At 71.3% G+C, this 26,469-nt stretch carries 29 protein-coding genes and 1 tRNA gene; 19 read left to right on the top strand and 11 right to left on the bottom strand.

The window, feature by feature from the left end; all coding sequences use genetic code 11:
* Positions 1–173 precede the first annotated feature (173 nt).
* The 4 genes from H0524_RS03440 (at position 174) to H0524_RS03425 (ending at position 2,494) form a co-directional block, all read left to right on the top strand.
* A tRNA-Met gene (locus H0524_RS03440) sits at positions 174–247 on the top strand.
* 76 nt (positions 248–323) lie between these two features.
* A complete protein-coding gene (locus H0524_RS03435) occupies positions 324–566 on the top strand; it encodes a hypothetical protein (RefSeq protein ID WP_180197346.1) in 243 nt (80 codons plus the stop codon).
* A gap of 133 nt (positions 567–699) precedes the next feature.
* On the top strand, positions 700–1,533 hold the full coding sequence (locus H0524_RS03430) for a phosphoribosylaminoimidazolesuccinocarboxamide synthase (RefSeq protein WP_180197345.1): 834 nt from the start codon (positions 700–702) through the stop codon (positions 1,531–1,533).
* A gap of 22 nt (positions 1,534–1,555) precedes the next feature.
* The gene (locus H0524_RS03425; RefSeq protein ID WP_180197344.1) at positions 1,556–2,494 is read left to right on the top strand and encodes a ribose-phosphate pyrophosphokinase; all 939 of its coding nucleotides are present in this window, start codon (positions 1,556–1,558) and stop codon (positions 2,492–2,494) included.
* Positions 2,495–2,511: 17 nt separating this feature from the next.
* Here H0524_RS03425 and H0524_RS03420 read toward each other — a convergent pair whose 3' ends face one another.
* Together H0524_RS03420 and H0524_RS03415 are read right to left on the bottom strand one after the other, a co-directional pair.
* Complete coding sequence (locus H0524_RS03420; RefSeq protein WP_180197343.1) at positions 2,512–2,967, bottom strand: ATP-binding protein; 456 nt, start codon at positions 2,965–2,967, stop codon at positions 2,512–2,514.
* Positions 2,968–3,060: 93 nt separating this feature from the next.
* Positions 3,061–3,633 carry a DUF5709 domain-containing protein gene (locus H0524_RS03415; RefSeq protein ID WP_180197342.1) on the bottom strand — a complete coding sequence of 191 codons (573 nt, stop codon included), beginning with the start codon at positions 3,631–3,633 and terminating at the stop codon, positions 3,061–3,063.
* Positions 3,634–3,817: 184 nt separating this feature from the next.
* Here H0524_RS03415 and H0524_RS03410 point away from each other — a divergent pair, with 184 nt between their 5' ends.
* Positions 3,818–5,020, top strand: coding sequence for a glycosyltransferase (locus H0524_RS03410; RefSeq protein ID WP_180197341.1), 1,203 nt, complete (start codon positions 3,818–3,820; stop codon positions 5,018–5,020).
* Here the strand turns inward: H0524_RS03410 and H0524_RS03405 are convergent.
* From H0524_RS03405 to aroA, 4 genes are read right to left on the bottom strand one after another with little or no spacing between them, the layout of a single operon-like run.
* Complete coding sequence (locus tag H0524_RS03405; protein ID WP_180197606.1) at positions 4,975–5,898, bottom strand: hypothetical protein; 924 nt, start codon at positions 5,896–5,898, stop codon at positions 4,975–4,977. The two genes, H0524_RS03410 and H0524_RS03405, sit on opposite strands and share 46 nt — an antisense overlap.
* Before the next feature lie 59 nt (positions 5,899–5,957).
* Positions 5,958–6,776: a histidinol-phosphatase gene (hisN, locus tag H0524_RS03400; protein WP_180197340.1), complete on the bottom strand. Its 819-nt coding sequence runs from the start codon at positions 6,774–6,776 to the stop codon at positions 5,958–5,960.
* A gap of 25 nt (positions 6,777–6,801) precedes the next feature.
* On the bottom strand, positions 6,802–7,926 hold the full coding sequence (gene rsgA, locus H0524_RS03395) for a ribosome small subunit-dependent GTPase A (RefSeq protein ID WP_218941313.1): 1,125 nt from the start codon (positions 7,924–7,926) through the stop codon (positions 6,802–6,804).
* A complete protein-coding gene (gene aroA / locus H0524_RS03390) occupies positions 7,896–9,197 on the bottom strand; it encodes a 3-phosphoshikimate 1-carboxyvinyltransferase (protein ID WP_180197339.1) in 1,302 nt (433 codons plus the stop codon). Before aroA ends, rsgA begins: the two co-directional genes overlap by 31 nt.
* Before the next feature lie 104 nt (positions 9,198–9,301).
* Between aroA and H0524_RS03385 the strand changes: the two genes are divergently transcribed.
* From H0524_RS03385 to rsrA, 5 genes are all read left to right on the top strand, one after another.
* Positions 9,302–10,021 carry an SOS response-associated peptidase gene (locus H0524_RS03385; RefSeq protein WP_180197338.1) on the top strand — a complete coding sequence of 240 codons (720 nt, stop codon included), beginning with the start codon at positions 9,302–9,304 and terminating at the stop codon, positions 10,019–10,021.
* Between the two features lie 189 nt (positions 10,022–10,210).
* Positions 10,211–10,600, top strand: a complete 390-nt coding sequence (locus H0524_RS03380) for a WhiB family transcriptional regulator (RefSeq protein ID WP_026322483.1) — start codon at positions 10,211–10,213, stop codon at positions 10,598–10,600.
* 53 nt (positions 10,601–10,653) lie between these two features.
* Complete coding sequence (locus H0524_RS03375) at positions 10,654–11,322, top strand: alpha/beta family hydrolase (protein ID WP_180197604.1); 669 nt, start codon at positions 10,654–10,656, stop codon at positions 11,320–11,322.
* 207 nt (positions 11,323–11,529) lie between these two features.
* Positions 11,530–12,336, top strand: a complete 807-nt coding sequence (locus tag H0524_RS03370) for a sigma-70 family RNA polymerase sigma factor (protein ID WP_180197337.1) — start codon at positions 11,530–11,532, stop codon at positions 12,334–12,336.
* Between the two features lies 1 nt (position 12,337).
* Positions 12,338–12,625 carry a mycothiol system anti-sigma-R factor gene (rsrA, locus tag H0524_RS03365; protein ID WP_018726056.1) on the top strand — a complete coding sequence of 96 codons (288 nt, stop codon included), beginning with the start codon at positions 12,338–12,340 and terminating at the stop codon, positions 12,623–12,625.
* A gap of 94 nt (positions 12,626–12,719) precedes the next feature.
* On the opposite strand, the gene H0524_RS25545 is transcribed toward rsrA, so the two are convergent.
* Positions 12,720–12,794, bottom strand: a complete 75-nt coding sequence (locus H0524_RS25545) for a 50S ribosomal protein bL37 (RefSeq protein ID WP_372492465.1) — start codon at positions 12,792–12,794, stop codon at positions 12,720–12,722.
* A gap of 254 nt (positions 12,795–13,048) precedes the next feature.
* On the opposite strand from H0524_RS25545, the gene H0524_RS03360 reads away from it, so the two are divergent.
* Entirely contained in the window at positions 13,049–13,270 is a 222-nt protein-coding gene (locus tag H0524_RS03360) for a biotin/lipoyl-binding carrier protein (RefSeq protein ID WP_018216856.1), read from the top strand.
* On the top strand, positions 13,267–13,770 hold the full coding sequence (locus tag H0524_RS03355) for a GNAT family N-acetyltransferase (protein WP_180197336.1): 504 nt from the start codon (positions 13,267–13,269) through the stop codon (positions 13,768–13,770). Before H0524_RS03360 ends, H0524_RS03355 begins: the two co-directional genes overlap by 4 nt.
* A 12-nt stretch (positions 13,771–13,782) precedes the next feature.
* On the opposite strand, the gene H0524_RS03350 is transcribed toward H0524_RS03355, so the two are convergent.
* The gene (locus H0524_RS03350) at positions 13,783–14,367 is read right to left on the bottom strand and encodes a TetR/AcrR family transcriptional regulator (protein WP_375371986.1); all 585 of its coding nucleotides are present in this window, start codon (positions 14,365–14,367) and stop codon (positions 13,783–13,785) included.
* Positions 14,368–14,476: 109 nt separating this feature from the next.
* Here H0524_RS03350 and H0524_RS03345 point away from each other — a divergent pair, with 109 nt between their 5' ends.
* A complete protein-coding gene (locus H0524_RS03345; RefSeq protein WP_180197334.1) occupies positions 14,477–16,054 on the top strand; it encodes an MDR family MFS transporter in 1,578 nt (525 codons plus the stop codon).
* 21 nt (positions 16,055–16,075) lie between these two features.
* Here H0524_RS03345 and H0524_RS03340 read toward each other — a convergent pair whose 3' ends face one another.
* Complete coding sequence (locus tag H0524_RS03340; RefSeq protein ID WP_180197333.1) at positions 16,076–17,890, bottom strand: tetratricopeptide repeat protein; 1,815 nt, start codon at positions 17,888–17,890, stop codon at positions 16,076–16,078.
* Positions 17,891–18,075: 185 nt separating this feature from the next.
* On the opposite strand from H0524_RS03340, the gene H0524_RS03335 reads away from it, so the two are divergent.
* Entirely contained in the window at positions 18,076–19,107 is a 1,032-nt protein-coding gene (locus tag H0524_RS03335; RefSeq protein WP_180197603.1) for an SIS domain-containing protein, read from the top strand.
* Between the two features lie 25 nt (positions 19,108–19,132).
* On the top strand, positions 19,133–20,659 hold the full coding sequence (locus tag H0524_RS03330) for a sensor histidine kinase (protein ID WP_180197332.1): 1,527 nt from the start codon (positions 19,133–19,135) through the stop codon (positions 20,657–20,659).
* A 22-nt stretch (positions 20,660–20,681) separates the two neighbouring features.
* On the opposite strand, the gene H0524_RS03325 is transcribed toward H0524_RS03330, so the two are convergent.
* Positions 20,682–22,130 carry a glycosyltransferase family 39 protein gene (locus H0524_RS03325; protein ID WP_180197331.1) on the bottom strand — a complete coding sequence of 483 codons (1,449 nt, stop codon included), beginning with the start codon at positions 22,128–22,130 and terminating at the stop codon, positions 20,682–20,684.
* 322 nt (positions 22,131–22,452) lie between these two features.
* On the opposite strand from H0524_RS03325, the gene H0524_RS03320 reads away from it, so the two are divergent.
* From H0524_RS03320 to H0524_RS03305, 4 genes are read left to right on the top strand one after another with little or no spacing between them, the layout of a single operon-like run.
* Positions 22,453–24,177 (top strand): nitrite/sulfite reductase, encoded by a 1,725-nt coding sequence (locus tag H0524_RS03320; RefSeq protein ID WP_304610795.1) that lies wholly within the window; start codon positions 22,453–22,455, stop codon positions 24,175–24,177.
* On the top strand, positions 24,174–24,332 hold the full coding sequence (locus H0524_RS03315; protein WP_018222782.1) for a hypothetical protein: 159 nt from the start codon (positions 24,174–24,176) through the stop codon (positions 24,330–24,332). The genes H0524_RS03320 and H0524_RS03315 overlap by 4 nt, the downstream gene beginning before the upstream one ends.
* Positions 24,329–25,084 carry a phosphoadenylyl-sulfate reductase gene (locus H0524_RS03310; RefSeq protein WP_180197329.1) on the top strand — a complete coding sequence of 252 codons (756 nt, stop codon included), beginning with the start codon at positions 24,329–24,331 and terminating at the stop codon, positions 25,082–25,084. The genes H0524_RS03315 and H0524_RS03310 overlap by 4 nt, the downstream gene beginning before the upstream one ends.
* Positions 25,066–25,827 carry a sirohydrochlorin chelatase gene (locus H0524_RS03305; RefSeq protein ID WP_180197328.1) on the top strand — a complete coding sequence of 254 codons (762 nt, stop codon included), beginning with the start codon at positions 25,066–25,068 and terminating at the stop codon, positions 25,825–25,827. The genes H0524_RS03310 and H0524_RS03305 overlap by 19 nt, the downstream gene beginning before the upstream one ends.
* 127 nt (positions 25,828–25,954) lie before the next feature.
* On the opposite strand, the gene H0524_RS03300 is transcribed toward H0524_RS03305, so the two are convergent.
* The gene (locus H0524_RS03300; RefSeq protein WP_180197602.1) at positions 25,955–26,212 is read right to left on the bottom strand and encodes a WhiB family transcriptional regulator; all 258 of its coding nucleotides are present in this window, start codon (positions 26,210–26,212) and stop codon (positions 25,955–25,957) included.
* Positions 26,213–26,469 lie beyond the last annotated feature (257 nt).

Raw genomic sequence — 26,469 nt, 5'->3', positions numbered from 1 at the left:
GTTAGAAAGCCCCGGAGGAATCCTCCGGGGCTTTCGCGCATTGGTGGACCGGTCCGGCGGGACGTCCCGAGCCGACCACCACCACCCGTATCCCCGGGTCCCCGGCTGGGGACGATCAATAAGGTAACGGGCGGATCATGGTCGGATCTGATGGGGTAGAGTAGTGAAGCCGACGCGGGGTGGAGCAGCTCGGTAGCTCGCTGGGCTCATAACCCAGAGGTCGCAGGTTCAAATCCTGTCCCCGCTACTTGTTAGAAGGCCCTGGAGGTTTCCTCCAGGGCCTTCGTCGTACCCGGCTTGCACGGTTCGGCCAGGATGGGGTCATGTCTGCATTCGCGAAGTGGTGGAGCCGGCTCAGCACGGTCTTCGGTGCGGTGGTACTGGCGGTTTTTGTCCCGGTGGCGGCCTGGGCGGCCAGTGGCCCGGGCGAGTTGGTGGTCGAGGCCGCCCGGCGCCGCCGCGGGGGCTTCGGCTTCCTCGGGTTCTTCTGTTGCCTGGTCGTGGTCGTCGTGATCGTGTTGCTCGCCCTGCGGGTCCTCCGTGGCCGGCGCGGCCCCCGGCGCTGAGTCGACCGGCGGCTGCGGCTCCCGGCGTTGAGTCCACCGTCGGCTGCGGGCTCCCGGCGCGCGTTTCGGTCAGTCATCCGGACCGTGCTCTGCCGGCGCGGGCCGATCTGGGCCGCGTGATGTACTAGCTTGCGTGGAACTTCTGCACTCGGGCAAGGTCCGGGATGTCTACGCTGACGGCGACGACCTGATCCTGGTCGCCTCGGACCGCGTCTCTGTCTACGACGTCGTGCTGCCGACGCCGATCCCGGAGAAGGGCAAACTTCTCACGGCGCTCTCGCTGTGGTGGTTCGACCAGCTCGCCGAGCTGGTGCCGAACCACGTGCTGTCGGCGACCGACGTGCCGCCGGAGTTCGCCGGCCGGGCGATTCGGTGCCGGCGACTGGAGATGGTTCCGGTGGAGTGCGTCGCCCGGGGCTATCTGGTCGGTGGCGGCTTCGCCGAGTACCAGCGCACCGGAGCGGTCTCCGGGATCGAACTGCCGCGCGGAATGGTCGAGGCGGCCGCCCTGCCGGAGCCGATCTTCACCCCCTCCACCAAGGCGCCGGTAGGAGAGCACGACCAGCCGATGACCTTCGGTGAGGTGGTGGACAAGGTTGGCGCGGAGACCGCCGAGCGACTGCGCCAGCTCACCCTGGACGTGTACCGACGGGGAGCCGAACTCGCCGCCGACCGGGGAATTCTGATCGCCGATACCAAGATCGAGTTGGGTTGGGCCGCCGATGGCACGCTGACGGTCGGCGACGAGCTGCTGACCTCGGACTCGTCCCGGTTCTGGCCGGCCGAGTCGTACCAGCCGGGGCGCGCCCAGTTCTCGTACGACAAGCAGTATGTGCGGGATTGGGCCACCAGGAGCGGGTGGGACAAGCAGAGCCCGGCGCCGGAGGTGCCAGGTGAGGTCGTTGCCGCCACCCGGGCCCGCTACGTCGATGTCTACGAGAAACTCACCGGCCAGCGCTGGAGCTGATCGGGTCGTAGAATCGGTAGCTGTGCGCCAGCTCGCCGTTTTCAGTGGAAGCGCCCATCCTGAGCTCGGTGCGGAGATCTGCACCCACCTGGGGGTGCCCCTGTACCCAACTCGGGTGTCCCGGTTCGCCAACGACTGCCTGGAAGTGCAGTTACAGGCCAACTGCCGGGAACGGGACGTCTTTCTGATCCAGCCACTGGTCCCACCGGTGCAGGAGCACCTGGTCGAGCTGCTGTTCATGGTCAACGCGGCCCGGGGAGCCTCCGCCGGTCGGATCAGCGTGGTGCTACCGCACTACGCGTACGCCCGCTCCGACAAGAAGGACGCGCCGCGCATCTCGATCGGTGGCCGGTTGGTCGCGGACCTGCTCACCGCGGCCGGTGCCGATCGGGTGCTCACGATGACCCTGCACTCGCCGCAGGTCTACGGCTTCTTCGGCATCCCGGTCGATCACCTGCACGCGTTACGCGAACTAGCCGCCCACTTCCAGTCGCATGACCTGAGCAACACCGTGGTGGTCTCGCCCGATCTGGGCTACGTCAAGGAGGCGGCGGTCTTCGCCCGGCAGCTGGGCACGCCCGTCGCCGCCGGTGCCAAGCAGCGCTTCGGGGGCGACCGGGTGGAGATCAGCACGATCATCGGCGAGGTCCAGGGCCGAGACGTGATCGTGGTGGACGACGAGATCGTCAAGGGCAGCACGGTGGTCGAGCTGATGGGCCATCTGCGTGAGTTGGGGGTCCGCTCGATCCGGCTGGCCTGCACCCACGGCCTCCTCGTGGACGGAGCCGTGCAGCGGTTGTGCGAGCAGGAGGAGGTGCGGGAGATCGTCTGCACCAACACGGTTCCCATCCCCACCGAGAAGCGGGTCCCCAAGCTGACCGTACTGTCGGTGGCCCCTGCATTGGCTGAGGCGATGCGCCGGATTCACAACGGCGAGTCGGTGAGCGCGCTCTTCGGCTGAACCGCCCCCGCCCCCAGCTAGTCGGGGGTGGCGTGTGGGATCGGCAGGAGGGTCGTGATGCGGACGACCGTGCCGGCCCGGCCGGACGCCACATCCATGGTGTCGCTCAGCTCGCGGGCCAGCCAGAGCCCCCAGCCACCGACCGATTCCGGGGCCGGGCGGCGGTGGTCTCCGAGTAGCCGGCTGCTGACTCCATGCCCATGATCGGAGACCTCGCAGACCAGGCTCCCGGCCTGCCGCCACATCCGTAGCGACCCGCGGCCGCCGCCGTGGCGAACCGCGTTGGTGGTCAGCTCGTTGAGCGCCAACACGAAGTCGTTGAGCCGCTGGCCGCGTAGGCCCGCCGCGTGCGCGCCCGCGGCGGCCGCGTGCCGGAGCTGGGTCACCTCTCCCTGGTCGAAGGTGGTGGCGATCAACAGGCAGGGTTCCGGAGGCGCAGCCGTGCGCGGTAGGTCCGGGTCTGCGTTCGTCATGGCCCTTCCCGGCAGGGGGTCACGGTGCGGAATAGTGGCAATTTTCACCGTACGCCAGGGCCGCTACCCGGATCGAAGGCCGACCGCCGAGGGTTAGACCGCCGGCGGCGGGCGGGTCTCGTGGACCGCCAGTTCCTCCGCACTCGCACCGCCTCCCGCCGAACCCGCGTCGTACGCGACCGAGTCGGTCTCCTGGTCGGGATGGACGCCCTCGTCCGGCTCAACCAGCCGACCCACCTGGGTGTCGGCCCCGCTACCGAGCAGGCCGTGATCGTAGAGGGAGACCGGGGAGTTCGGATCGGAGGAGGGCCCCGGTTCGAACACGTCCGCGTCGAGCTGGGCTTGGGCAGCCTGCTCTGGGCTGTTCGCCTCGGCGGCGATGTCCGGGTCCACCGGGCCGGCCAACGGATCATCCGCCGGCCGCTCGTACCGCTCCCGGCCGAGTTTGGCATCCAACGACTCGCCGTCGAGCTGTTCGTCGGCGGTGGTCCCGAACCGGTCGACTGCGACCGGCATCCGGTCTCCGGGCAGCTGAGCCGGGTCCGGGCCGTCCGCCTCCCGCCCAGTCCGGACATTGTCCTTCGCCGTCGAGTCGTCGTCGGCGGTGTCGGGCAGGCCCATCGCCTCCGGGTCGGACACCGGAGTCGGGTACTCGTCGTCGCGCATGCCGGTGCTCTACCCGCTGCCCCACGTCTCATAACCGTCGCTCCGGCCGCTGTTGCCAGTCCGTGGGTGCTGGTGCTGGTGGCGCTCCACCGCCGATCTGCCAGGTTTCGGCTCCCCAGCCCCGGGGTAATGGGACCCTCTGACCGGAAGGACCCTGCCACTGTGACGATGCCTGGAGGTGACCATGCGCGTCGGTCTCGTCTGCGCGCACGCCGACCCGTCCCGGGCTGCCGGCGGCCGGTCTGTCGGGACCCATCAGCACATCGCCCGGGTCGCCGCCGAACTCGCCGGGCGGGGGCACGACGTCCGGCTCTACGAGCGCCACGACGCCCCGGACCAGGCGGCGACCGCGACGGCGGACGGCTACCTGGTCGAGCGGGTTCCGGTCGGTCCCGCCGCTGCGGCGCCCACCGGCGAGTTGGTTGGCTACGTCGCCGAGTACGGCCGTTGGCTGACCGGTCGGTGGGCGGACGACTGGGTGCCGGAGCTGGTGCACGGGCACTACTGGCTCGGTGGGCTCGCCGCCGCGAACGCCGTTCGTGAGACCGACATCCCGATCGTGCAGACGTTCCACTCGCTCGGGTTCGAACAGCTGCGCCGCCTCGGTACGCGCTACGGTGCGCCACCGGAGCGAATTCCGTTGGAGCGGGCACTCATTCGCGTGGTGGACATCGCGGTGGCTCAGTCCAACGACGAGGTGGACGAGCTGGCCCGGATGGGTCTGCAACGTGCCTCCGTGGCGCTGGTCCCACCGGGAGTGGACGCGGAGCTGTTCCACCCGGACGGGGAGGCGGCGCCGCGCGAGGCGCGACCACGGATCCTCTCCGTGACGACCCTCGACCCCGGCCATGGCCAGGAGGATCTGATCCGGGTGATCCGAATGATCGGCGACGCGGAACTGGTGATCGTCGGCGGCCCGCCGGGCGAGCGGCTCGCCGGGCACGCCGAGGCGCGCCAGCTCCTGGAACTGGCCGAACGCAACGGGGTGGCCGACCAGGTGACTCTGGTGGGGGCGGTGCCGCACGAGCAACTGGCCACCTGGTACCGCTCGGCGGACGTGGTGGCCTGTACGTCGGGCTACCTGTCGGCCGGTCGGGTGTCGTTGGAGGCGATGGCCTGCGGCGTGCCGGTCGTCGGGTACGCGACGGGTGGGGTCGCCGACGCCGTCGTGGACGAGGTCACCGGACGGCTGGTTCCGCCGGGTGATGTACGAGGGTTGGGGGTGACGCTGCGTCAGCTGATGGCCGACAGCGCCGGGCGGTTCGCGTACGGGCACGCCGCCGTGGACCGGGTGCGGTGTAGCTACACGTGGGAGCGGACCGGCGCTGCCCTGGAGCGGCTCTACGAGCGGGTGGTCCGTTGGCGCGCCCCGGTTGAGGCCGCCTGAGCGCTCAGCCGCCCCGACGGCGCCGAGCTGGCCCGGCCAACGCTGACCACGACCTGTTCCCGCCTACCGGTCGCGGCGTGCTGGTGCTGCGGCTCCGCGTACCGGGTCAGCCCCAGCACGGCGGCGAGGGTGACCAGGAAGCCGGCTGTGGCCAGCCACTCCCGTCCCGGCCAGATCTGGTCGCCGAGCAGCAGCAGCCCGATGACAGCTGCCGGCACTGCACCGGCCGCGTCCATCGCGGCCACGGCTGCCGTGGTCGACCCGCGTTGCATCGCCAGGCCGAGTAGCAGCTGGCCGATGACCGAGTGGGCCACCAGCAGGTAGAACAGCGGATTGCCGAGGAACTCCTCCGCCGAGTGGGTTGAGGCAAGTGGCCGGGCCGCCACCGCCGCGGCGGAGAAGGCCAGGCCGGCGAGGGAGCCGAGCGCGACCGATCCGGGCGCGCCGTGCAGCCGTACCGCGAAGAGGCCCAGGAGGGCGATCACGCCCAGGGTGGCCGCCAGGGCTACCAGGCCGGCGGTGCCGAGCTGCCGTGAGGGTGCCGGCCGGGCCGAGAGCACCAGCCCGGCGATCCCGGCGACGAGCAGTACCAGCAGAACGACCTCCGCCCTGGGTAGTCGCCACCTCAGCAGGAGTACCCCGAGCAGGGCGGTCACGCCGAGCCCCGCCGCCATGCTGGCCTGCACCAGGAAGAGTGGCAGGTCCCGTCGCGCCAGGAAGGCCAGCACGAAACCGCCGACCTGGCAGCCCAGACCGAGCAGGTAGGTGCGGTGCCCGGCCAGTCGCAGCAGCAACCCCGGGTCGAACGAGTGGTGCACGGTGGTCCGGGCCGCCGCGACCGACTGGAGTAGGTTGGCGATCCCGTACGCGATGATCATTGCCGCGAGGAAGCACCAACCGGAGGAAACCACAGCGCGAGGATAGAGGCTGACCGAGATCAGCGCGCAGGTGCCAGCCCCAGGCGGGCGAGGACGTCGGTGTGCAGTGGACCGTTCGTGGCGACCGCGCTGATCCCGCCGGGGGCGGCGGCCCCCGGGGCAGGCTGGCCGGTCAGGTCGGTGAAGGCGCCGCCCGCCTCGGTCACGATCGGTACCAGCGCGGCGATGTCCCACAGCGACAGCTCGGGCTCCACCATGATGTCCAGCGCGCCCTCGGCCAGCAGCATGTAACCGTAGAAGTCGCCGTACGCCCGGCTGCGCCACGCGTCCCGCATGATCTGGAGGACCGCCGGCAGCCGTCCGCGCTCCTCCCAGCCGTCGAGCGAGGAGTAGCAGAAGCTGGCATCGGTCAGCTCGGCCACCGCCGATACCTGGATCGGCGCGCCGGACGCCTGGTCCGGCCCCGCGTACGCCCCCGCGCCGAGCGCCCCCCACCAGCGCCGCCCCAGGGCCGGTGCGGAGACCAGGCCGGCGACCGGTTGGTCCCCCTCGAGTAGGGCGATGAGCGTGGCCCACACCGGTACGCCGCGAACGAAGTTCTTCGTCCCGTCGATCGGGTCGATCACCCACTGCCGCCCGCCCGGGCGGGCGGCGGACTGCTCGCCGTACTCCTCACCGAGTAGGCCGTCGTGGGGGCGCTCGGCGCCGAGCAGAGCCCGAATCTCCTGTTCGACCGCGGTGTCGGCGTCGGAGACCGGGGTGAGATCCGGCTTCGTGTCCACCCGCAGGTCCACGGCGCGAAACCGGGCGGTGGAGACCACGTCGGCGGCGTCCGCGAGGCGATGGGCGAGGGCGATGTCGGCGGCGTAACCCTTCATCCAGGGAACAGTAGTGCCGGTCTGGTCAACTCTCCGCCGACGGGCTACTCGGGTCTCGGGAACTGGGCTTGGTGCGTGGCTCGTTCTCACCCGTGCGGGAGGCGAGGAGCCGTCGGTACGAGGCCAGCCGGCGCGGGTCGGCCTGGCCGGCGCCGACCCGGGCGCTCAGCCCGCAGCGCGGCGTACCGGCGGTGTGTGGGCAGTTCGCCGGGCAGTCGGCCGCCCCCTCGGTGAGGTCGGGGAAGCCGTGCAGGAGGCTCTCGGCGGAGACGTGGGCCAACCCGAAGCTGCGGATTCCCGGGGTGTCGATGATCCAGCCCTCGGCGGCGTCGGCGACCGGCGGCAGCCGGAGCGCCACCACACTGGTTGACGTGTGCCGGCCCCGACCGATCGCGCTGACCTGGCCGACTGCCCGGGTGGCCGCGGGAACCAGGCGGTTGACCAGCGTCGACTTGCCGACCCCGGAGTGCCCCACCAGTACCGAGATCCGTCCGGCCAGGAGGCCGCGTAGCGCATCCAGGGTCGCCTCGGGGCAGATCAGGACGGAGGGCAGCGCCAACTCGGCGTAGTACCCGAGCACCTCCTCCGGTCCGGCGAGGTCGGCCTTGGTGAGGCAGAGCAGCGGCTCGATGCCGGCGTCGTACGCGGCCACCAGGCACCGGTCGATGAAGCCGGTCCGGGGCGGCGGATCGGCCAGTGCGCTGACGATCACGAGCTGGTCGGCGTTGGCGACGACGACCCGTTCCAGTCGCCCTTCGGCGGTGGTCGCGTCATCCTCGGCGGTACGTCGCAGCACCGAACTGCGGTCGGCGATGCGTACGATCCGGGCCAGCGCCCCGGGTGTGCCGGACGTGTCGCCGACCAGCCCGACCCGGTCGCCCACCACGACGGACTTGCGACCCAACTCCCGGGCCCGCATCGCGGTCACCGGTGCCTGCTTCGGGTCGGCGTTCGCCAGCACGCAGGTGTAGCGGCCGCGGTCCACGGCGATGACGAACCCCTCGACCGCGTCCGCGTGGCGCGGACGCTTTCGGGTACGCGGGCGTGAGGATCTGCCGGGCCGAATCCGGACGTCGTCCTCGTCGTACTCCCGCCGCCTCGTCGCCAGGACAGCTCCCCTCAGCTCTTGCCGGTTACCATCGCCGACCATAGCGCCGGGAATTCCGGCATCGTCTTCGAGGTGCAGGAAACGTCGCTCAGCTCGATGCCGGGCACGGCCAGCCCGGCGATCGCGGCGGCGTGCGCCATCCGATGGTCGTGATAGGTCTCGAACACTCCGCCGCGAAGCGGCCGGGGTCGGATCGCCAGCCCGTCCTGGGATTCGGTGAGGTCGGCGCCGAGCGCGGTGAACTCGCGGGCGAGCGCCGAGATCCGATCGGTCTCGTGCCCCCGGATGTGGGCGATGCCGGTAAACCGGGAGGGGGAGTCGGCGAGCATCGCCAGCGCGGTCAACGCCGGGGTCAGCTCACTCACGTCGGACAGGTCGGCAGTCAGGCCGTGCACGTTGCCGGTGCCCCGCACGGTCAGCCCGGCGGTGGAGAGGGATACTTCGCCCCCCATCCCCTGTAACAGCCCGCGGAGCCGTTCGACTGGCTGGACGCTGCCGCCCGGCCAGCCGGTCACGGTTACCTCTCCGCCGGTGACCAGCGCGGCGGCGAAGAAGGGGACCGCACCGGAGAGGTCCGGTTCGATCTCCCAGCCCCGGCCGGTCAGTGGGCCCGGTTCGACCGTCCAGACATCGGGGGTGGTGTCGTCGATGGCGGCACCGGCGGCTCGCAGCATCTGCACCGTCATCCGGAGGTGGGGCGCGGAGGGCACCGGTGGGCCGACGTGTCGAACGACCACACCTCGGTCGAAGCGGGGAGCCGCCAGTAGCAGCCCGGAGACGAGCTGGCTGGAGGCGCTGGCGTCGATCACGACCTCGCCGCCGCGAATGTTGCCGGCACCGAGCACGGTCAGCGGCAGACTCCCGGAGGCCGGCGAGGTGATCCGGACGCCGAGGTGGCGCAGCGCGTCCAGGAGCGGTCCGAGCGGACGTTGGCGGGCCTGTGGGTCGCCGTCGAGGGTGATTCGACCGTCGGCGAGGCCGGCCACCGGGGGCAGGAAGCGCATCACCGTGCCGGCGAGGCCGACATCGATGTGTGCCGGTCCGGCCAGCGGGTGCGGCCGGACCAGCCAGCGTTCGTCGTCGCTGATCGAGACGTGCGCACCCATCGCCCGTAATCCGTTGGCCATCAACTCGGTGTCCCTGGCCCGTAGGGGCCGGGCGAGCGTCGATGGGCCGGTAGCCAGGCCGCTGAGCACCAGGGCACGCGCGGTCAGTGACTTGGAGCCGGGTAGGCGCAGCGCCGTCGAGACCGGATCCGAGGCGGTCGGCGCGGTCCACGGCCGCAGCGGCCGGGTAGCGGTCAGATGTCCCACGGTTACATTCTGCCGTCTTCACCAACCGTTACTGACGGCTACCCCCGGTTGTTGCTCGGTCCGTGGGACGGCAGACGACCGGTGGGGGCGCTAGCGTGTCCGGTGTGTGCGGGAGATACGCGACGACCCGGTCCGCGGGGGACCTGAGCGCGATGTTCGAGTCGTACGACGAAACGGACGGTCGGCTCAGCGCAGCCTACAACGTCGCCCCCACCGATCCGGTGCCGTTGGTTCAGGCCACCGCGGCCGGCCAGCGGACACTCTCCCTGGGGCGCTGGGGCTTTGTCCCGGCGTGGTCGCGCTCCCCGGCCGGCGCTGCCCGCATGATCAATGCTCGGGCTGAGACGGTGGCCACCAGTCGGGCGTACGCCCGTGCCTTCGCCCGCCACCGTTGTCTGCTGCCGGCGGACGGTTGGTACGAGTGGGTCCGTCACCCGGGTGGCAAGCAGGCGTACTACCTGACTCCCCGGGATGGCTCGGTGGTTGTCTTCGCCGGCATCTGGTCGGTGTGGGAGGGCCCCGACGGTCCGTTGCTCACCTGCGGCATCGTGACCACCCCCGCCCGCGGTGACCTGGCCGATGTGCATGACCGGATGCCGCTGTTGTTGCCCACCGAGCGGTGGGGCGCCTGGCTGGGGCCCACGGACCGGCCGGTGGACCTGCTCGCCCCGCCGTCGCTGACGTGGCTGGCCGGGCTGGAGATTCGTCCGGTTGGGCCGGCGGTCGGCAATGTCCGAAACGACGGCCCGGGCCTTGTCGAACGGGTCACCGCGTCGGCGCCGCACCGGCGTGGCAGCGGGCTCGGAGAGGAGACACTTTTCTGACGTATCCGCTCAGGGGTCAGGTGATTTGTCGGTTTTAAGAGTAAAACTTTCCTGGTAAATTTAACTTTTTCCCGCTACCCCTTGTATCGACTTCAAAAAGTGCGATACACCAGATCGCCGGTGGTGGGCATCGATTCGCATGCGGCGAGTCACGCCCTAAATTTCCGGTCCCACGGGGGAGGTGGGTGGATGACCAGGGCACGACTGCCCCGTCCACACGAGGTTGCTGCGGCACGACGTGACACGCGCCTGTTGCGGGCACTGCACGAGCGTCAGCGAGACGAAGCCTGGCGCACCAGAGGTCTGTGTCAGAGCGTTGATCCGGAAACTTTCTTTCCGGCGCCCAACGAGCCGGCGGACGCCGCTATCGCACTCTGTCACACCTGCGATGTCCAGGGGGCTTGTCTCGCCTGGGCGCTGGAGGTCGGCGACTGCTACGGCGTGTGGGGTGGCACCACCCCGCGCGAACGCCGGGCCATGCTCGTCGCCTGGCGCGGCGACGGCCAGCCCGCACTAACGGACGCTGCCCGGCCGCTGGTCCGGGGCCGGCGGCTGACCCCGGTGCCGCTCGGCAGTTGAGGGTCGGCGCGGCCGCGTGGCCGGAGCAGCGTAGCGACGGTCAGAATGGTGGTGTGTCGCCGACCGAGGAGATCAACACCCCGCACGGGCCGGCCGGGGTGGACCTCGACCGGCCGGTCGGTTCGCCGTCCGCACTGCTGGTGCTCGGGCATGGGGCGGGCGGCGGGGTGGATGCGCCGGACCTGCTCGCGCTGCGGGACGCCGCGCTGGCCGCCGGTCTGGTCGTTGCCCGGGTGACTCAGCCCTACCGGCTCGCGGGCCGCCGCGCGCCCGCGCCCGCGCGGCAGCTCGACGCGGCCTGGGCGGCGGTGTTGTCCGTGCTTCGGGCGCGGTGTCCCAAAGTTCCGCTGGTGGTGGGCGGCCGCTCCAGTGGTGCCCGAGTGGCCTGCCGTACCGCCGACGCGGTGGGGGCAGCCGGCGTGGTGGCGCTGGCGTTTCCGTTGCACCCACCGGGCCGACCGGAGCGGTCTCGCGCCGCCGAGTTGCCGGCCAGCGTGCCAACGGTGGTGGTGAACGGCGACCGGGATCCGTTCGGGATACCGGCGGCCGCGGTGTCGACGGTGCGCGTCGTCACCCGGCCGGGGGAGCGGCATGAGCTGCGCAAGGATCCGCTGGGCACGGCGGCGGTCGTCCTCGACTGGCTGCGCGCCGGTGGCTGGACCCGCCCCCCGGATCGGTGGTTGCGTCGGGCCGCATCGTCTGACCGCACCGATGAGGCGTGACCGCGGTGCGAGACTCTCGTTGCTCTGGATGGTGCCGCCCGCCTCAGCCCGGCGGCGGCGCCGGTCCTCCCGGGCCCTTCCTGGTCCCAGTTCCGGTCCCCGCCGAGGTCGGGCCGGGACCAGGAAAGGGGGCCGATGGCTGGAATTCCCGCCCCGCCGACCCGCGTTACACCCCGCGGACGACTTTTCCGACGAGGGGGGTGGCCGATGCCGGTCGAGACGCAGGCCGGGGAGTTGGGCGATCGGGACACGCGGCGGCTACACCGGGTGTTGGAGGGGCCGAGCTGGCCCGCCGTGGCATCGGTAGCCCGGGTCCCGGTCGGGCACCTGGGCGGAAGTGAATCTGTCGTCGAGCGGGTACACGTATCCTCGGCGGGGAAACAGCCGACGCGAGGGGATGTGCGGTTGACCACCGAGAAGACGGACGAGCGCAGGGCCCGCTTCGAGCGGGATGCGATGCCCTTCGTTGACCAGCTCTACGCAGCCGGCCTACGGATGACCCGCAACCCGGCAGATGCCGAGGACCTGGTCCAGGAGACGTATCTGAAGGCGTACGCGGCCTTTCACCAGTTCGAGCAGGGCACCAACCTGAAGGCCTGGCTGTATCGAATCCTGACCAATACCTATATCAACTCCTACCGGCGACGGCAGCGGCAGCCGATTCAGGCGCCGACCGACGAGATCACCGACTGGCAGCTTGCCGAGGCCGAGTCGCACACCTCCAGCGGGCTGCGCTCCGCGGAGACGGAGGCGCTGGATCGGTTGCCGGACAGCGACATCAAGCAGGCCCTCCAGCAGCTACCCGAGGAGTTCCGGCTGGCGGTCTACCTCACCGACGTCGAGGGCTTCTCCTACAAGGAGGTTGCCGAGATTATGGGTACGCCGATCGGCACGGTGATGTCACGCCTGCACCGCGGCCGTCGTAATCTGCGCAAGCTGCTGGAGCAGTACGCGGCGGAGCGGGGCTTCAGCTCCGCGTCGTCGGCCAAGGGCTCGACCGGCCGGGGGGTGTGACGTGAGCTGTGGAGAGCCGCACGAGACGGACTGCCGCGAGGTGTTGGCGGAGGTCTATCTGTACCTGGACCTGGAGTGTGCCGAGGAACGGCGGAAGCTGATCCGACACCATCTCGACGAGTGCGGGCCGTGCCTGCGCGAATACGGTATCGAGCAGGAGGTCCAGGCGCTCGTGGCCCGTTGCTGCGGTAACGAGACTGCTCCGGACCAGCTTCGTGAGCGGCTCCGCAGCAAGCTCGCCGAACTCGTGGTCTTCGGCGGTAGCGAGTCGCGCGAGTTGGCTGACTGACCGCGGGTGACACCGCGGTGGCCCGGACCGACCTCGGTCCGGGCCACCGTTGTCCCCGCTGGCCGAGCCGGCTGGGCCTGGTCGCGGTGGTGGTTCAGGAGTTGGGGCGCTTGCCGTGGTTGGCCGCGCCCTTCTTACGGGCTTTCTTCTTCCGGGCCCTCTTGGCCATGGTGACCTCCTCGTGGTTCGTGGGCGTCGCGGCAGCATGACCGCCGTGACGGGAAACCGGACGCGTCCGACCCTAGTGCTGCTGCCGCCGGCCGGCGGGCCCGGCCTGCGGCGTCGCTCCGGCGAGGGGTGCGCGCTGCTTCTTGGAAGCGTGCTCGGGCGGTTCTGGCGGTGGATCGGGTCTTGGCGTGGCCACCCGCCTTGGCCTGGCTCATGATTGGATACGTCGGCAGGACGGTCGCGAGAGAAAGGGCTGTGGAGATGGCTGAGGAGATCCGCGCCGAGATGGTGGCGAACGTCTGGAAGGTCGTCGCGTCGGCCGGGGACACCGTGTCCGAGGGGGACACGCTGGTGATCCTGGAGTCGATGAAGATGGAGATCCCGGTCGTCAGCGAGTCCGACGGTGTCGTGCAGGAGCTGGCGGTCAACGAGGGGGACGTGGTGCAGGACGGCGACCTGATCGCGGTGATCGGTTGATTGTCCGGGTCCGTCCCGTCGCGCCGGCCGACCATGCCGCGGTCGCCCGGCTGACCGTCGCCGCCTACGAGGCGGACGGACAGCTCAAGGGGGAGCACGGGTACGCGGCGGTGCTCGCCGACGTCCCGGCTCGGGTGGAGCACGGTGAGGTGCTGGTTGCCGTGGACGCCGGCACCGACGCCGTACTCGGTTCGGTCCTCTTCGTGCTGCCCGGTACGCGTTTTGCCGAGCTCTCCGGAGCCGGTGAGGCAGAGTTCCGGATGCTCGCCGTGGACCCGGCAGCGCAGGGGCGGGGGGTTGGCGCGGCTCTGGTGGAGGCGTGCGTGGCGCGGGCGACCGAGTTGGGCTGCTCCGCGCTGGTGATCTGCATTCGGGATGGCCTCGCCGCCTCGGCGCAGCGGCTCTATCTGCGGCGGGGGTTCATTCGGGCACCGGAGTTGGACTGGTCGCCGGTGGCCGATGTGCTCCTGCGCGGAATGCGGCTCTCGCTTCCCGCCTGAGCTGGCGTGGGGTTAGCGGGGGTCGTCGGCCGGGGGTGGGCCGATGGCGGTGATGAGTTCGTCGGCCACCTTCAGGGCGACCTCCCGTCGCTCCTGGTCGGTCAGGCCGGGCGCCCGTACCCCGAACCAACTGCTGTGTACGGAGAAGAGCGCGAGGGTGGCCCGGAGTTGGGCCTCGGGGGAGGAGTCGTCGCCGCAGAGCAGGTCGGCCAGCTGGAGCATCCGCTCCCGGATCCGCTGGCCGGCGGTGAGACTCCGTAGCGCGGTCTGGTTCTGCTCGAAGAAGCGCATCACCGACGAGTGTTGCCCGGCGCACATGGTGTCCGCGTACCGACCGATGATGCTCCGTCGGGTGGTCAACGTGGCGGGTTGCGCCTTGGCCCAGGCGACGAGGTCGTCCAGTTGATCGAGGCGGTCCTCGACGAAGCTGTTGACGATCTCGTCTTTGCTCTTGAAGTGGTAGTAGAGCGCGGCCTTCGTCACATCGAGCCGTTCGGCGATCTCGCGGAGCGAGGTCTTCTCGTAGCCCTGCTCGGTGAAGAGCTCCAGGGCGACGGTCTTGATCCGTTCCCGTGTGCTGCTGGTGCTCTCCCGCACTGTCATCACCTGACCCGCTTGACTGTCGTCGGCACCCCAACTTACCGTACGGCTAGTAAGCTGGCTAGCCGGTCGGCAAGTAAGCTCACCACCCCGAGGGGAACGACGTATGACCCAGGCAACCCAGGCAGCCCCGGCACTGAGGCGACCGAATATCCGGGTCGTGCTCTTCGGCCTGATGATCGCCATGATGCTGGCGATGTTGGACAACATGATCGTCAGCACCGCCCTGCCGAGGATCGTGGGTGAGTTCGGCGGGCTGGACCACTTCACCTGGGTCGTAACCGCCTATGTCCTCGGGACCACCGTCTCCACGCCGATCTGGGGCAAGCTCGGTGACCTCTTCGGCCGGAAGCCGATCTTCCTCACCTCGGTGGTCATCTTCCTGGTCGGGTCCGCGCTCTGCGGCATGGCGGGCTCCGACCTGCTCGGCGGGCCGGATGACGGGATGACGGAGCTGATCGCCTTCCGCGCGGTGCAGGGCCTCGGTGCGGGTGGCCTGATGGTCGGTGTGTTGGCGATCATTGGCGATCTGGTGCCGCCCCGCGAGCGGGGCCGCTACCAGGGGATGATCGCCGGGATCATGGCCATCGCCCTGGTTGCCGGCCCGCTGGTCGGCGGCTTCATCACCGACCATCTCTCCTGGCGCTGGGCCTTCTATGTCAACCTGCCCCTCGGCGGGGCCGCGCTGGTACTGCTCGTCGCCACCCTGCGGCTGCCCCGGCACCGCACCGCGCACCGAATCGACTGGCTCGGTGCCGCGCTGCTCGCGGCCGGGATCACCGCGATCGTGCTGATCACCACCTGGGGTGGCAACGAGTACGCCTGGCGTTCGCCACAGATCGTTGGCCTGTGCGTTCTCGCGGTGGCGTCGCTCGCCGCCTTCGTGGTCGTCGAGCGGCGGGCGGCTGAGCCGGTCCTGCCGCTGTCCCTCTTCGCCAACCGCAACTTCGCGCTGATCTCGGTGATCGGCTTCCTGCTCGGCTTCGCGATGTACGGGGCGATGAGCTTTCTGCCGCTCTACCAGCAGACCGTGCAGGGCGCCTCAGCCACCGAATCCGGGTTGCTGCTGCTGCCGCTGATGTTCGGCATGCTGGTGGTCTCGTTGGTGGTGGGGCGGACGATCACCAGGACCGGTCGGTACCGGGTCTTCCCGATCATCGGCGGTGTGGTGATGAGTGTCGGCATGGTCCTGCTGACGCGGCTCGACGCGCAGACCGAGGTGGCGGAGTCCTCGCTCTACCTACTCGTGCTCGGCGTCGGCATGGGCTTTCTCATGCAGACGACGATGCTGATTGCGCAGAACAGCGTTGATCACCGCGATCTGGGTGCGGCCAGCGGCGCGGCGACCTTCTTCCGGTCGATCGGCGGCTCATTCGGCATCTCGCTCTTCGGGGCCGTCTTCGCCAGCCGGTTGGCCAGCTCCCCCGCCGGCGGGATGTTCGGTGGCGGTGAGGCCGGGGCGGCGATGGACCTCGCGACGCTTCGGGAGCTACCGGAGACGGTCCGGGAACTGGTCCTCGGTAACCTCGCCGACGCGATCTCGCACGTGTTCCTGTGGGCCCTGCTGTTCACCGTCGTCGTACCGATGCTCGCCTGGCTCATCAGGGAGATTCCGCTGCGTACCGAGAACATCCCGGTGCCGGCCGGCGAGGCGGAGCGCCAGCGCCCGGACACCCACCGCTGACCCGGCCTCGGGCCGACGTGGTCAGCGGCGGCGGAAGATCGTCGTCAGGCCGCGCCAGAGGCGGCGAAGCCGTCCGGGCGGTGCTGGCGTTGGTAGCCGGCCACCGGCCAGGGTCTGGGCCAGCGCTCGGGACTCCGGGTCCAGGTCCGGGGTGGCCAGGGCCAGGTGCGCCAGGGACCGGGCGATCGGGACCGGGCGGGTTCGCGTCACCTCCACCGCATCGGCGAGTCGTTCGGCGACCACCGCGGCGACCTCGGGGCGGACCGTCGGGTCGACCCAGGCGACGGTGACCAGGGCGAAGAGTGCGGCTTCGGTGGCCCAGTCCTCGACGCCCCAGGCCAGGTCCAGCAGGACCGACCGGCGGGTGGAGGTCGGCCACGGCTCGTCGGTGCGGTGGTGCAGCAGCCCGAGGCAGGCCCACACCTGAACGCTGCGGACCCAGAGGGACGGGTCCTGCTCGTCGAGGACCCGGCCCAGCATGGTCGGCGGGGTCGCCGGCGGGTGGGCCAGCAGACCGAGCAGGTCGGTCAGGTCCAGGGTGGCCAGGGCCACGCCGGCGTCGTACGCCGCCGGTGGGTGGGGCCACGCCGGATGCACGAACTGCCGGAGGTGGTCCGCGGCCAGTGGCGAGGGGGCTTCGATGGCGGGTGTGCCGTCGTGCCGCCACAGGCGCCAGTCCACCGCTCGGCGGGGCTCCCGGGGGTCCGGTCCCGGACCCTGTGTCAGCTGGACGCGCAGGCCGGGTGCGGCCCGGGTGAGGGTATGTAGGGCGCTGGGCGGCACCGGCGACCCGAGCCGGACGGTGGCTCCCAGCTGACCGCCGGCATGGTTGGCCCGGAGCGCGTCAACGGCGGGGCCGGCGGCCGGCGTGATCTGCCCGAGCCAGGGTTGGCCGGCGCAGGATTCGGCGAGGTCGGTGTGCTCGTGGGAATCCTCGGGGTGCTCCCGGATGAAATCCGCCAGGGCGACCAGGTGGGCGACATCGCCGTCGCGCCGGAAGCGCAGCCGCTGGGCGGTGTGCACCGCGCAGTCGAACGTCGGGTCCCGGGCGAGGGCCCGGTTGATCCAGTCCAGGGCTTCGTCCAGCCGTCCGTGGTCACCGAGGGTGCCGGCGATGTCGGCATAGACGGCCAGGTCATCGGGGTCGTGCGCAACGGCACGTTCCAGCGCCGCGAGGGCTTCTGGGATCCGCCCCGCGCTTCGATAGGCGTACCCGAGCCATACCTCGCCGATCTTCGATGGCGTGGTGCGTAACCCCTGGGAGGCCCACCGGACGGCGAGCGCTACCTCGCCGAGCCGGCGGGCCAGTGCGGAGGCGGCCCCGAACAGCAGCGCGTGCCCGTGGTGGGCGGTCACCGCGTTGCGGGCCAGGGCGAGGTATGGAGCGAGGGCGGCTCGACCGGCTCGGGGAACCGGGTCGGCGGTCGCGGCGCAGATCTGCATGAGAATCTGGGCGGTGCGCTCGGGCCCGAGGCGTTCGGCCAGGTCGGGCGCGGTCACCCAGGGCACCTCCGCCCACGGCTCGGCCGGCGCGTAGCCCGTGGCCGCAGCGAGCAGGTCCAATCCCTCGGCGGGCCGGCCGGCGGCGGCGAGTAGGTGGGCCCGGGCGACGACGGTCCCGACGAAGACGTTCTGGTGCAGGGGAAAGAGGTCGAGTCCGTTGCCAGAAACGGCAGCGAGCCGGGCGAGTAGCTCGTGGGCCTCGGGGAGGGTCGGCGCCTGCGCCAGCGCCCCCGCGATGTGGGCGGCGGCGTGCGCCAGATCGCCCTCGGTGAGGGCTAGTCGGGCCAGGATCAGTTCTTCCGCCGCCGGCAGGTCTCGCTTGTCCGGGGACACCTTTTCTCCCGCCGTGGTGGTATGCGCTCCGGTCGGTCAGCGTAGGTGATAGTGAGGATTTTTAGCGATGGTCGCGGGTTGCTGTTCGTTGTGTTGCGCTTTGGCGCTGAAAAGTGCAAGACTGAACAAAAGCGCGCGGGAATCGCGCACCAGGAGGAGTTTCTGTGACGCGTCCAGGGGCCGGCATGGCCGCCGACATTGACGAGCAGCCGGCGGCGTACGCCCGCCTGCTCTCCGCCGAGCACGCCGGGCCGATCGCCCGGGTCGCCGCCGCCATCGCCGCGCACCGACCGCGGCACGTGGTGTTCACCGCCCGCGGCACCTCAGACCACGCCGCGCTCTACGGCACCTACCTGACCGAGATCCGGTTGGGTCTGCCCGCCGGGCTCGCCTCACCCAGCTCCATCACCGCGTACGGCGCCCAGCCGGACCTCTCCGCCGCGCTCGTGGTCGGGGTGAGCCAGAGCGGCGGCTCCCCGGACCTCACCGCGGTGCTGCAGGCCGCCCGGAACTCCGGCGCGCTCACCCTCGCGGTCACCAATGCGCCCGACTCACCGCTGGCCCGGGCGGCGGAGCTGAGCGTGGACATCGCCGCCGGGCACGAACGGGCCGTGGCCGCCACCAAGACGTACACGGCTGAGCTGCTCGCCCTGCTCATGCTGGTGGAGGGCATCCGGGCCGGCGACGGCGTGCTGCCGGCCGCCGAACAGACCGCCCTCAACACGCTGCCCGAACTCGCCGCGCGTACCCTCGCCGATCCGACGCCGGCCCAGCTCGCCCCCCGCTACCGCTTCGCCGCGCAGCTGGTCACGACCGGCCGGGGGTACGCGTACCCGACCGCGCGCGAGGCCGCGCTGAAGCTGATGGAAACCTCGTACCTACCGACGCTCGCCTTCTCCGGTGCCGATCTGCTGCACGGTCCGCTCGCCATGACCGATCCGGACGTGCCGGTGCTCGCGGTGGTTGGCTCCGGCCCCGGCGGTCAGGCGATGGGGGAGGTGCTGCCACGGCTCGGCGAGCGCCGCGCCGATGTGGTGGTGGTCGGCTCGGCGGAGGTGCCCACCACGACGCGGATCGCCGTTCCCGAGGTTGACGAGCGGTACGCGCCGCTGCTGGACATCCTGCCGCTGCAGCGGCTGGCCCTGTCGCTCGCGTTGGCCCGGGGCGAGGACCCGGACGCGCCCCGGGGCCTGAAGAAGGTCACCGCGACGATGTAAGCCCCGGCGTGGCAGGCTGGGCGGCGTGTCCACGCTGCGCGACCTCGCCGACGAGCACACCCAGCTGCGTCCCGCTGACATCGACCACCTGCACCGGATCGCGGGCGACTGGCAGTTGCTCTCTGACATGTCCTTCGCCGACCTGCTGCTCTGGGTGCCGGTGGGCGAGGACGGAACGTTCCTCTGCGTGGCCCAGGTTCGACCGACCACCGCGCCCACCGCATACCAGCATGATCAGGTAGGTCGGATCACCGGTGGGCCGGAGGTGGACCACCTGGAGGTCGCCTACCGGCGAGGCCGGATCTGGCGGGAGGGCGATCCGGTCTGGTACGGGGACGTGCCCGCGCGGCACGAGGCGATCCCGGTACGGCTGCGGACCGGCGACGGTGAGCAGGCCGAGGTGATCGCCGTGGTCGGCCGGGACACCAACCTGTCGACCGCCCGGACCCCCAGCCAGCTGGAGCTGAACTACCTGACCACGGCGGACGACCTGGCGCAGATGCTCGCCGACGGCACCTTCCCGCCGCCCCGGCACCCGGGGGAGACCACCTCGGCTCCCCGGGTCGGCGACGGGTTGGTCCGGCTGGACGCGGGCGGCAGGGTGACGTATTCGAGCCCGAACGCGCAGTCGGCGTACCGGCGGGTCGGCTACGCCTCGGACCTGGTGGGGGAGGACCTCGCGGCGCTGCACCGGCGCCTCGCCGACGACCCGTTGGAGGGGACCGACGCGGCCAACGCGGCGCTTGCCGCGCTGCGGGGCGAGGCGCCGCCCCGCCGTGAGATCAACGCGCGCGGGGCGACCATGCTGACCCGGGCGCTGCCGCTGATCCCCGCCGGAGTGCCGATCGGCGCGCTGGTGCTGGTCCGCGATGTCACCGAGGTCCGGCGTCGGGACCGGGCGTTGATGACCAAGGACGCCACCATTCGGGAGATCCATCACCGGGTGAAGAACAACCTCCAGACGGTCGCCGCCCTGTTGCGGCTGCAGGCCCGCCGGGTAGCCATGCCGGAGGCGCGGATCGCGCTGGAGGAGTCGGTGCGCCGGGTCGCCTCGATCGCGCTGGTACACGAGACGCTCTCCATGTCCAACGATGAGGTGGTCGAGTTCGACGGGATCGTGGACCGGGTGGCGAGCGCGGCGACCGAGGTGGCAGCGACCGAGTCGACCGTCCGGATGCGCCGTCAGGGCAGCTTCGGAGTGCTCACCGCCGAACTCGCCACGTCGCTGGTGATGGTCCTCAACGAGCTCCTGCTGAACGCCGTCGAGCACGGGTTCCCCGCCGACGACGAGGCTGGTGAGCAGTCCGGAGCCGCCGGCTTCTCCCCCGAGGTGGTGGTCTCGACGCACCGGTTTCGCAAGATCCTGCATGTGTCGGTGGCCGACAACGGTGCTGGGCTGCCGCCGGGCTTCGACGCCGAGCGCGGCGGCAGCCTCGGCCTGCAGATCGTCCGGGCGCTGGTCACCGGGGAGCTGCGCGGCACGATCGAACTGCGGACGAGCGCCAGCGGAGGCACCGAGGCGCTGCTCGTCCTGCCCCTCAACCGGCTGTGACCACCCGGGAGATCGGCGCCGGCTAACGGCGTACCAGGGCGACGGTCAGGCCAGGGGGGTGCCAGACCTGCTCGACCATCCGCCCGTCGCGTAGCGCCGTCCCCTTCGGGCCGGGTACGGCGGCCAGCGGGTCGTGGTGCCGACCGGCCAGGACCAGCCAGACCCGGTCCGCGTCGGCCAGGCACCGGGCCGGGCGGGCGCACTCGGCCGCCCACAGGCCACCCCGGCGGGCCCCGCTGGCGGTGAGCAGCACGTCCTGGGGACGGTGGTCGCCCAGGTGGTAGGCCAGGCCCAGGTCGAGGAAGAGCCAGCCCTCCCGGGGTGAGTAGACGACCGCGTCGGTGGGGCGCTGACCAGCCGCCACGATCTGGGCCGCCCCGGCGTAGTCGACCGGCGCCGAACGGGGCCACTCGTGGGTCCGCCGGAGCGCCGCCTGGGCCGGCAGGCCGAGCGCCCCGGCCAGGGCCACGACGGTCAGCGCCGGTAGCAACGGCACCCGGGCCAGCGCGACACCCGCCAGCAGACAGCCGAACGGCACCACGAAGACCAGGTATCGGGGTACCCAGAGTGGGACAACCGCGCCGACGGCGAAGACCAGCAGCACCGGCAGGAGCACGGCCAACCCGGGCAGCAGTGCCGACCGCCCCAGCGCTGCGGCGCCGAGTGCGGCGAGCCCGACCAGCAGGCCGCCGACCATCCCGCTCTGCGTCACCCCGCCGGCCAGCGTGGCGAGATCGGCGGGGCGGGCCGGGTCCACCCAGTCGAGTTGGCGGGCGTGCTGGCCGTGGGCGACCCAGAGCAGCGGACCGGCCACCAGCACCACAGGAACGAGCGCCAGCAGCCAGGACCCGACGAGGTGCCGGTCGGGGTGCCGGCGCCCGGCGGCGAGCACCGCCACCGCGTGCGCCGGGAGCAGGGTGAGGGCGACCAGGTGGGTCAGGCCCAGCGCGGCCAGCGCCGCGGCGTACCCGGCCCAGCGGAGCCGACGACGGGCCGGTTGTCCCGTCGCCCGCGAGTTCACGGCGGTGACCAGCAGCAGCGTCGCCAGGACCGCGAGGGCGGTGGCCAGCGCGTACGGGCGGGCCTCCTGCCCGTACCGGGAGGTGCTGGGAAGAACCGCGAAGAGGAGGCCGGCGAGCAGTCCGGCCGGCCGACCGTACAGCCGGGCGCCGAGGAGTGCGGTCAGGGCCGCGGTGGCGGTCATGGCGAGTACGGCCGGCAGCCGCAGGGCGGCCACCGAATCGCCCGCTCCGGCCACCCAGAGGTGCATCAGTAGGTAGTACGGCCCGGTAGCGGCGTCGATCGTGCCGGCGAGCCGGACCAGGTCGCCGAGCGGGCGGGTGGCGGCGCTCCACGTCGCCAACTCATCTCGCCAGAGCTGTGCCCCGGCCACGTCGGTGAGGGTGACCGCGAGCGTCAGCAGCGCCGGCGGCAGCCACACCGGCAGCTGCGGCACGGTTCGCGTGCCCATGCCGCTGAGCCTCGCACAGCGCCGGGCCGACCGGGGCCGGACCGGAACACCGCCGACCGTGATGTGGGATGCCGCACCCGAACCTTGGCTGCTCCGGTGACGTCGTGGCAGCATAATGTCATGGCTGCCGCCGTCGTTCGCTACTTCGTGGCCCGTCGCCACGTCGACTTCGGCCGCATGCGCAGCGCGATCTGTCCGGCCCACTGACGACGCCCGACCCAGCTGTCTCGGGCACTCTGCGCCGGCTGCTCCGCCCCAGCCCAACCGTCGTGCCGGGGCCGGCCACCGCGCTCGGCGCTACGGCCACGAGGCACCGCAGACAATGGAGGACGCCACGATGGCGCTGCGCAACCCGGCCCGGCCCGGGGATTTGACGCCCCAATCGGCCCGGGCCCCCCGCCGCCCCCGCGGGGAGGGCCAGTGGGCCCTCGGTCACCACGAGCCGCTCAACGCCAACGAGCGGATCAAGAAGGACGACGACCCACTCAACGTCCGGGCCCGGATCGAGAACATCTACGCCCACCAGGGCTTCGCCTCGATCGACCCACAGGATCTGCGGGGTCGGTTCCGTTGGTGGGGGCTGTACACGCAACGCAAGGCCGGCATCGACGGTGGGCGTACCGCCGTGCTGGAGCCGCACGAGCTTGAGGACGAGTTCTTCATGCTCCGGGTGCGGATCGACGGCGGGCAGCTCTCCGTGGCCCAGCTCCGGGTGGTGGCCGAGATCTCCCGCGAGTTCGCCCGCGACACCGCCGACCTCACCGACCGGCAGAACATCCAGTACCACTGGATCCGGGTCGAGGACATGCCGGAGATCTGGCGCCGACTGGAGTCGGTCGGCCTGCAGACCACCGAGGCCTGCGGGGACTGCCCCCGGATCGTGCTCGGTAGCCCGGTCGCCGGCGTGGCCCGGGACGAGGTGATCGATCCGACGCCGGCGATCGACGAGATCGTCCGCCGCTACGTCGGCGACAAGCAGTACGCCAACCTGCCCCGCAAGTTCAAGTCCTCGATCTCCTGGCTGGTGGACACGCCGTACGAGACGAATGACATCGCCCTCCTCGGGGTGGTACACCCCGACCACGGACCCGGCTTCGATCTCTGGGTCGGTGGCGGCCTCTCCACGAACCCGATGCTCGCCCAGCGGCTGGGTGTCTGGGTGCCGCTGCACGAGGTGCCGGACGTCTGGGCGGGGGTGGTGGGCATCTTCCGCGACTACGGGTACCGGCGGCTGCGCCACCGGGCCCGGCTGAAGTTCCTGGTCGCCGACTGGGGGGTGGCAAAGTTTCGGGAGGTGCTGGAGCAGGAGTATCTGGGCCGGGCCCTGCTGGACGGACCGTCGGCCGAGCTGCCGGCGCAACAGATCGACCACATTGGGGTGCACGAGCAGCGCGACGGGCGTAACTACGTGGGGGCCGCTGCGACGGTCGGCCGGGTCTCGGGTAGCCAGCTCACCCGGCTCGCCGACGTGGCCGAGGCGCACGGCAGCGATCGCGTCCGGCTGACCCCGTACCAGAAGCTGTTGGTGCTGGACGTGCCGCCGGACCGGACGGAGTCCCTGGTCGAGGCCCTGGGTGAGATCGGCCTGTCGGCTCGGCCATCGGCGTGGCGGCGGGGCGCCATGGCCTGCACCGGCCTCGAGTTCTGCAAGCTGGCCATCGTCGAGACCAAGGCGCGGGGCGCGGAGTTGGTGGCGCGGCTGGAGGAGCGGCTGCGGGACTTCGACGCCGACATCACCATCCACCTCAACGGCTGCCCGAACGCGTGCGCCCGTACCCAGGTCGCCGACATCGGCCTCCGCGGCCAGCTGATGGTCGGCGCGGACGGCCGCCAGGTGGAGGGCTTCCAGGTGCATCTCGGCGGTGGTCTGGGCATGGCGCAGGACCGGGCCGCGGGGTTCGGCCGCAAGCCGCGGGGCCTGAAGGTCACGGCGGCGGAGCTTCCGGAGTACGTGGAGCAGCTGGCTCGGCGCTACCTGGCTGGCCGTACCGACGGCGAGACGTTCGCCAGCTGGGCGATCCGGGCGGACGAGGGGGAGCTGCGATGAGTGACACCCGTTCCGCCCCGCTGTACTGCCCGTACTGCGGGGAGGAGGACCTGCGGCCGAACGAGGCGGGGCACGGCGGTTGGGAGTGCCACGCCTGCGCCCGGGTCTTCACCGTACGGCTGCACGGCCTGTTGGCGAAGGCGGTGCTCCGGTGAGTGGTCTGCGTTGGGCGGCCGATCTCGGCCTGGTCGGGGCCGGTGAACCGGCCCCCGCCGAACCGAACCGGCGGGAGCTGCGCACCTTGGCGGAGGAGGCCGGCCGGGACCTGGCGGGTGCCCCCGCGCTGGAGGTGGCCCGGTGGGCGGTCGAGACGTTCGGGGACCGGCTCTGTGTCACCAGTTCGATGGCCGACGCGGTGCTCGTCCACCTGTTCTCTCGGGTCGCACCCGGCGTCGACGTGGTCTTCCTGGACACCGGGCTGCACTTCCCGGAGACGCTCAAGGTTCGGGACCAGGTCGCCCGCACGATGCCGGTGAACGTCCGTTCGATCCGACCCCGGCTGACCGTCGGCCAGCAGGACGGCGAGTACGGGCCGCGGCTGTTCCACCGCTCCCCGGATGACTGCTGCCAGCTGCGCAAGGTGGAGTCGCTGGAGCGGGCCCTGGTGGGGTACGACGCGTGGGCCGCGGGGCTGCGCCGGGACGAGTCGCCGTCCCGGGCGAACACCCCGGTGGTGACCTTCGACGCGGGGCGGGGCAAGGTGAAGATCAACCCGATCGTGGCGTGGACGCAGGCCGATGTGGAGCGGTACATCTCCCGTTGGGATGTGCCGGTCAACGAGCTGTTCGGCCGGTCCTACAGCTCGGTCGGCTGCTGGCCCTGTACCGGACGGACGAAGGCTGGGGAGGATCCGCGGGCTGGCCGGTGGGCGATGTTCGAGAAGGCCGAGTGCGGCCTGCACGGTTGAGCGGGACCGGGGGCGACGGAGACCCGGTGCTCCTGGTCGCGCATGGCAGTCGGGACCCGCGGGCCGCTGCGGCGACGCGGGCGCTGGCTGCGGCGGTGTCCGCCGCTCGGCCTGGCCGACGGGTGGTGCCGAGCTGGCTGGACCACACCCGGCCCGGCCCCACGGAGGCGTTACGGGAGTTGGCTGGTGCTGGTTTCCCCCGGGTGGTGCTGGTGCCGCTGCTGCTGACCGCCGCGTATCACCGGCGGGTGGACATCCCGGCGGCCGTTGCGGCGGTCCGTCAGACGGTTCCCGAGCTGGTGGTACGGGTGACCGACGTGCTCGGTCCCGCCGTCCGGGGGGCCGATCCGGCGTTGCTGGCCGGGCTGTGCCGTCGGCTGGCCGAGGCCGAGCCGGGGGGCTACGACGGGCTGGTGCTGGCCGCTGCGGGTACCCGGGATCCGGTCTCGCGCGCCTCGGTGGGGCGGGTGGCGGCATCGCTGCGGGCGGACCTGGCCGTTCCGACCCGGGTTTCCTATGCCTCGGCTGCCCCGCCCGCCGCTGGCGTGGCGGTGACCCGCCTGCGCGTACGGGGCGCACGACGGGTGGCGGTGGCCGCGTACTTTCTGGCGCCCGGGTTGTTCCATGACGCGGTGACCGTCTCGGCCCGGCAGGCCGGTGCGGTGGCGGTGGCGGCTCCGCTCGCCGATGCTCCCGAGTTGGTTGACCTGGTCCTTCGTCGGGTTGACGCGGTGTCGGACTAGGCCCTGTTGTGGTGTCACCGCGCTGGTGGCGGGGTCTCGGTGGTAGCGGGGTCTCGGTTGACACCGGCCGGGCAGCGAAACACCCCGGTGGTCGAGCCGACCGGGGCGTTCCGCTTTCGGCTGGTGGTCAGGCGGTGTGAGCGCGCAGCACCCGGAGGCCGCCGCGACGCTTGACGGCGCGCCGCTCCTCCTCGCTCATCCCGCCCCAGACGCCTGCGTCCTGGCCGGATTCGAGGGCCCACTGCAGGCACTGGTCCGTCACCGGGCAGCGCCGGCAGACGGCTTTGGCCTGCTCCACCTGCAGGAGGGCCGGACCGGACGTCCCGATCGGGAAGAACAGCTCGGGGTCCTCGTCGCGGCAGATAGCATGGTGACGCCAGTCCATGGCGGCAACACTCCTCATTCTGGATGGGTGGCAGATGGCTTGCTATATGCATCCGCAGCGCCGGCCGTAACGGTTCGCGCCCGGCTTGCTGGCAGTGCGTGAGCAGGCTGTTGGCTCCGTCGACCTACTGGATCCGCTCATTCTGCTGAGCGAATCCAAGTGACGTCCCGGAAACTCAAGTCGCTTGTGAATACTTTCACGAACGCTCGCGATGTCAAGGGTGACGCTCCGGAAAACTTCACGCGGTGAGCAAGCCC

This window comes from Salinispora sp. H7-4 (assembly GCF_013416675.1).
Lineage (GTDB): Bacteria > Actinomycetota > Actinomycetes > Mycobacteriales > Micromonosporaceae > Micromonospora > Micromonospora vitiensis.
Note: the sequence above shows the minus strand (reverse complement) of the source record. Positions and strands in the feature narration are given on the sequence as shown.

Coding starts and splice junctions, on each gene's coding strand:
- H0524_RS03435 (WP_180197346.1), top strand. CDS start 324: ATGTCTGCATTCGCGAAGTGGTGGAGCCGGCTCAGCACGGTCTTCGGT.
- H0524_RS03420 (WP_180197343.1), bottom strand. CDS start 2,967: ATGACGAACGCAGACCCGGACCTACCGCGCACGGCTGCGCCTCCGGAA.
- H0524_RS03415 (WP_180197342.1), bottom strand. CDS start 3,633: ATGCGCGACGACGAGTACCCGACTCCGGTGTCCGACCCGGAGGCGATG.
- H0524_RS03410 (WP_180197341.1), top strand. CDS start 3,818: ATGCGCGTCGGTCTCGTCTGCGCGCACGCCGACCCGTCCCGGGCTGCC.
- H0524_RS03405 (WP_180197606.1), bottom strand. CDS start 5,898: ATGATCATCGCGTACGGGATCGCCAACCTACTCCAGTCGGTCGCGGCG.
- hisN (WP_180197340.1), bottom strand. CDS start 6,776: ATGAAGGGTTACGCCGCCGACATCGCCCTCGCCCATCGCCTCGCGGAC.
- rsgA (WP_218941313.1), bottom strand. CDS start 7,926: ATGGTCGGCGATGGTAACCGGCAAGAGCTGAGGGGAGCTGTCCTGGCG.
- H0524_RS03380 (WP_026322483.1), top strand. CDS start 10,211: ATGACCAGGGCACGACTGCCCCGTCCACACGAGGTTGCTGCGGCACGA.
- H0524_RS03370 (WP_180197337.1), top strand. CDS start 11,530: ATGCCGGTCGAGACGCAGGCCGGGGAGTTGGGCGATCGGGACACGCGG.
- H0524_RS03345 (WP_180197334.1), top strand. CDS start 14,477: ATGACCCAGGCAACCCAGGCAGCCCCGGCACTGAGGCGACCGAATATC.
- H0524_RS03335 (WP_180197603.1), top strand. CDS start 18,076: ATGGCCGCCGACATTGACGAGCAGCCGGCGGCGTACGCCCGCCTGCTC.
- H0524_RS03325 (WP_180197331.1), bottom strand. CDS start 22,130: ATGGGCACGCGAACCGTGCCGCAGCTGCCGGTGTGGCTGCCGCCGGCG.
- H0524_RS03320 (WP_304610795.1), top strand. CDS start 22,453: ATGGAGGACGCCACGATGGCGCTGCGCAACCCGGCCCGGCCCGGGGAT.
- H0524_RS03315 (WP_018222782.1), top strand. CDS start 24,174: ATGAGTGACACCCGTTCCGCCCCGCTGTACTGCCCGTACTGCGGGGAG.
- H0524_RS03300 (WP_180197602.1), bottom strand. CDS start 26,212: ATGGACTGGCGTCACCATGCTATCTGCCGCGACGAGGACCCCGAGCTG.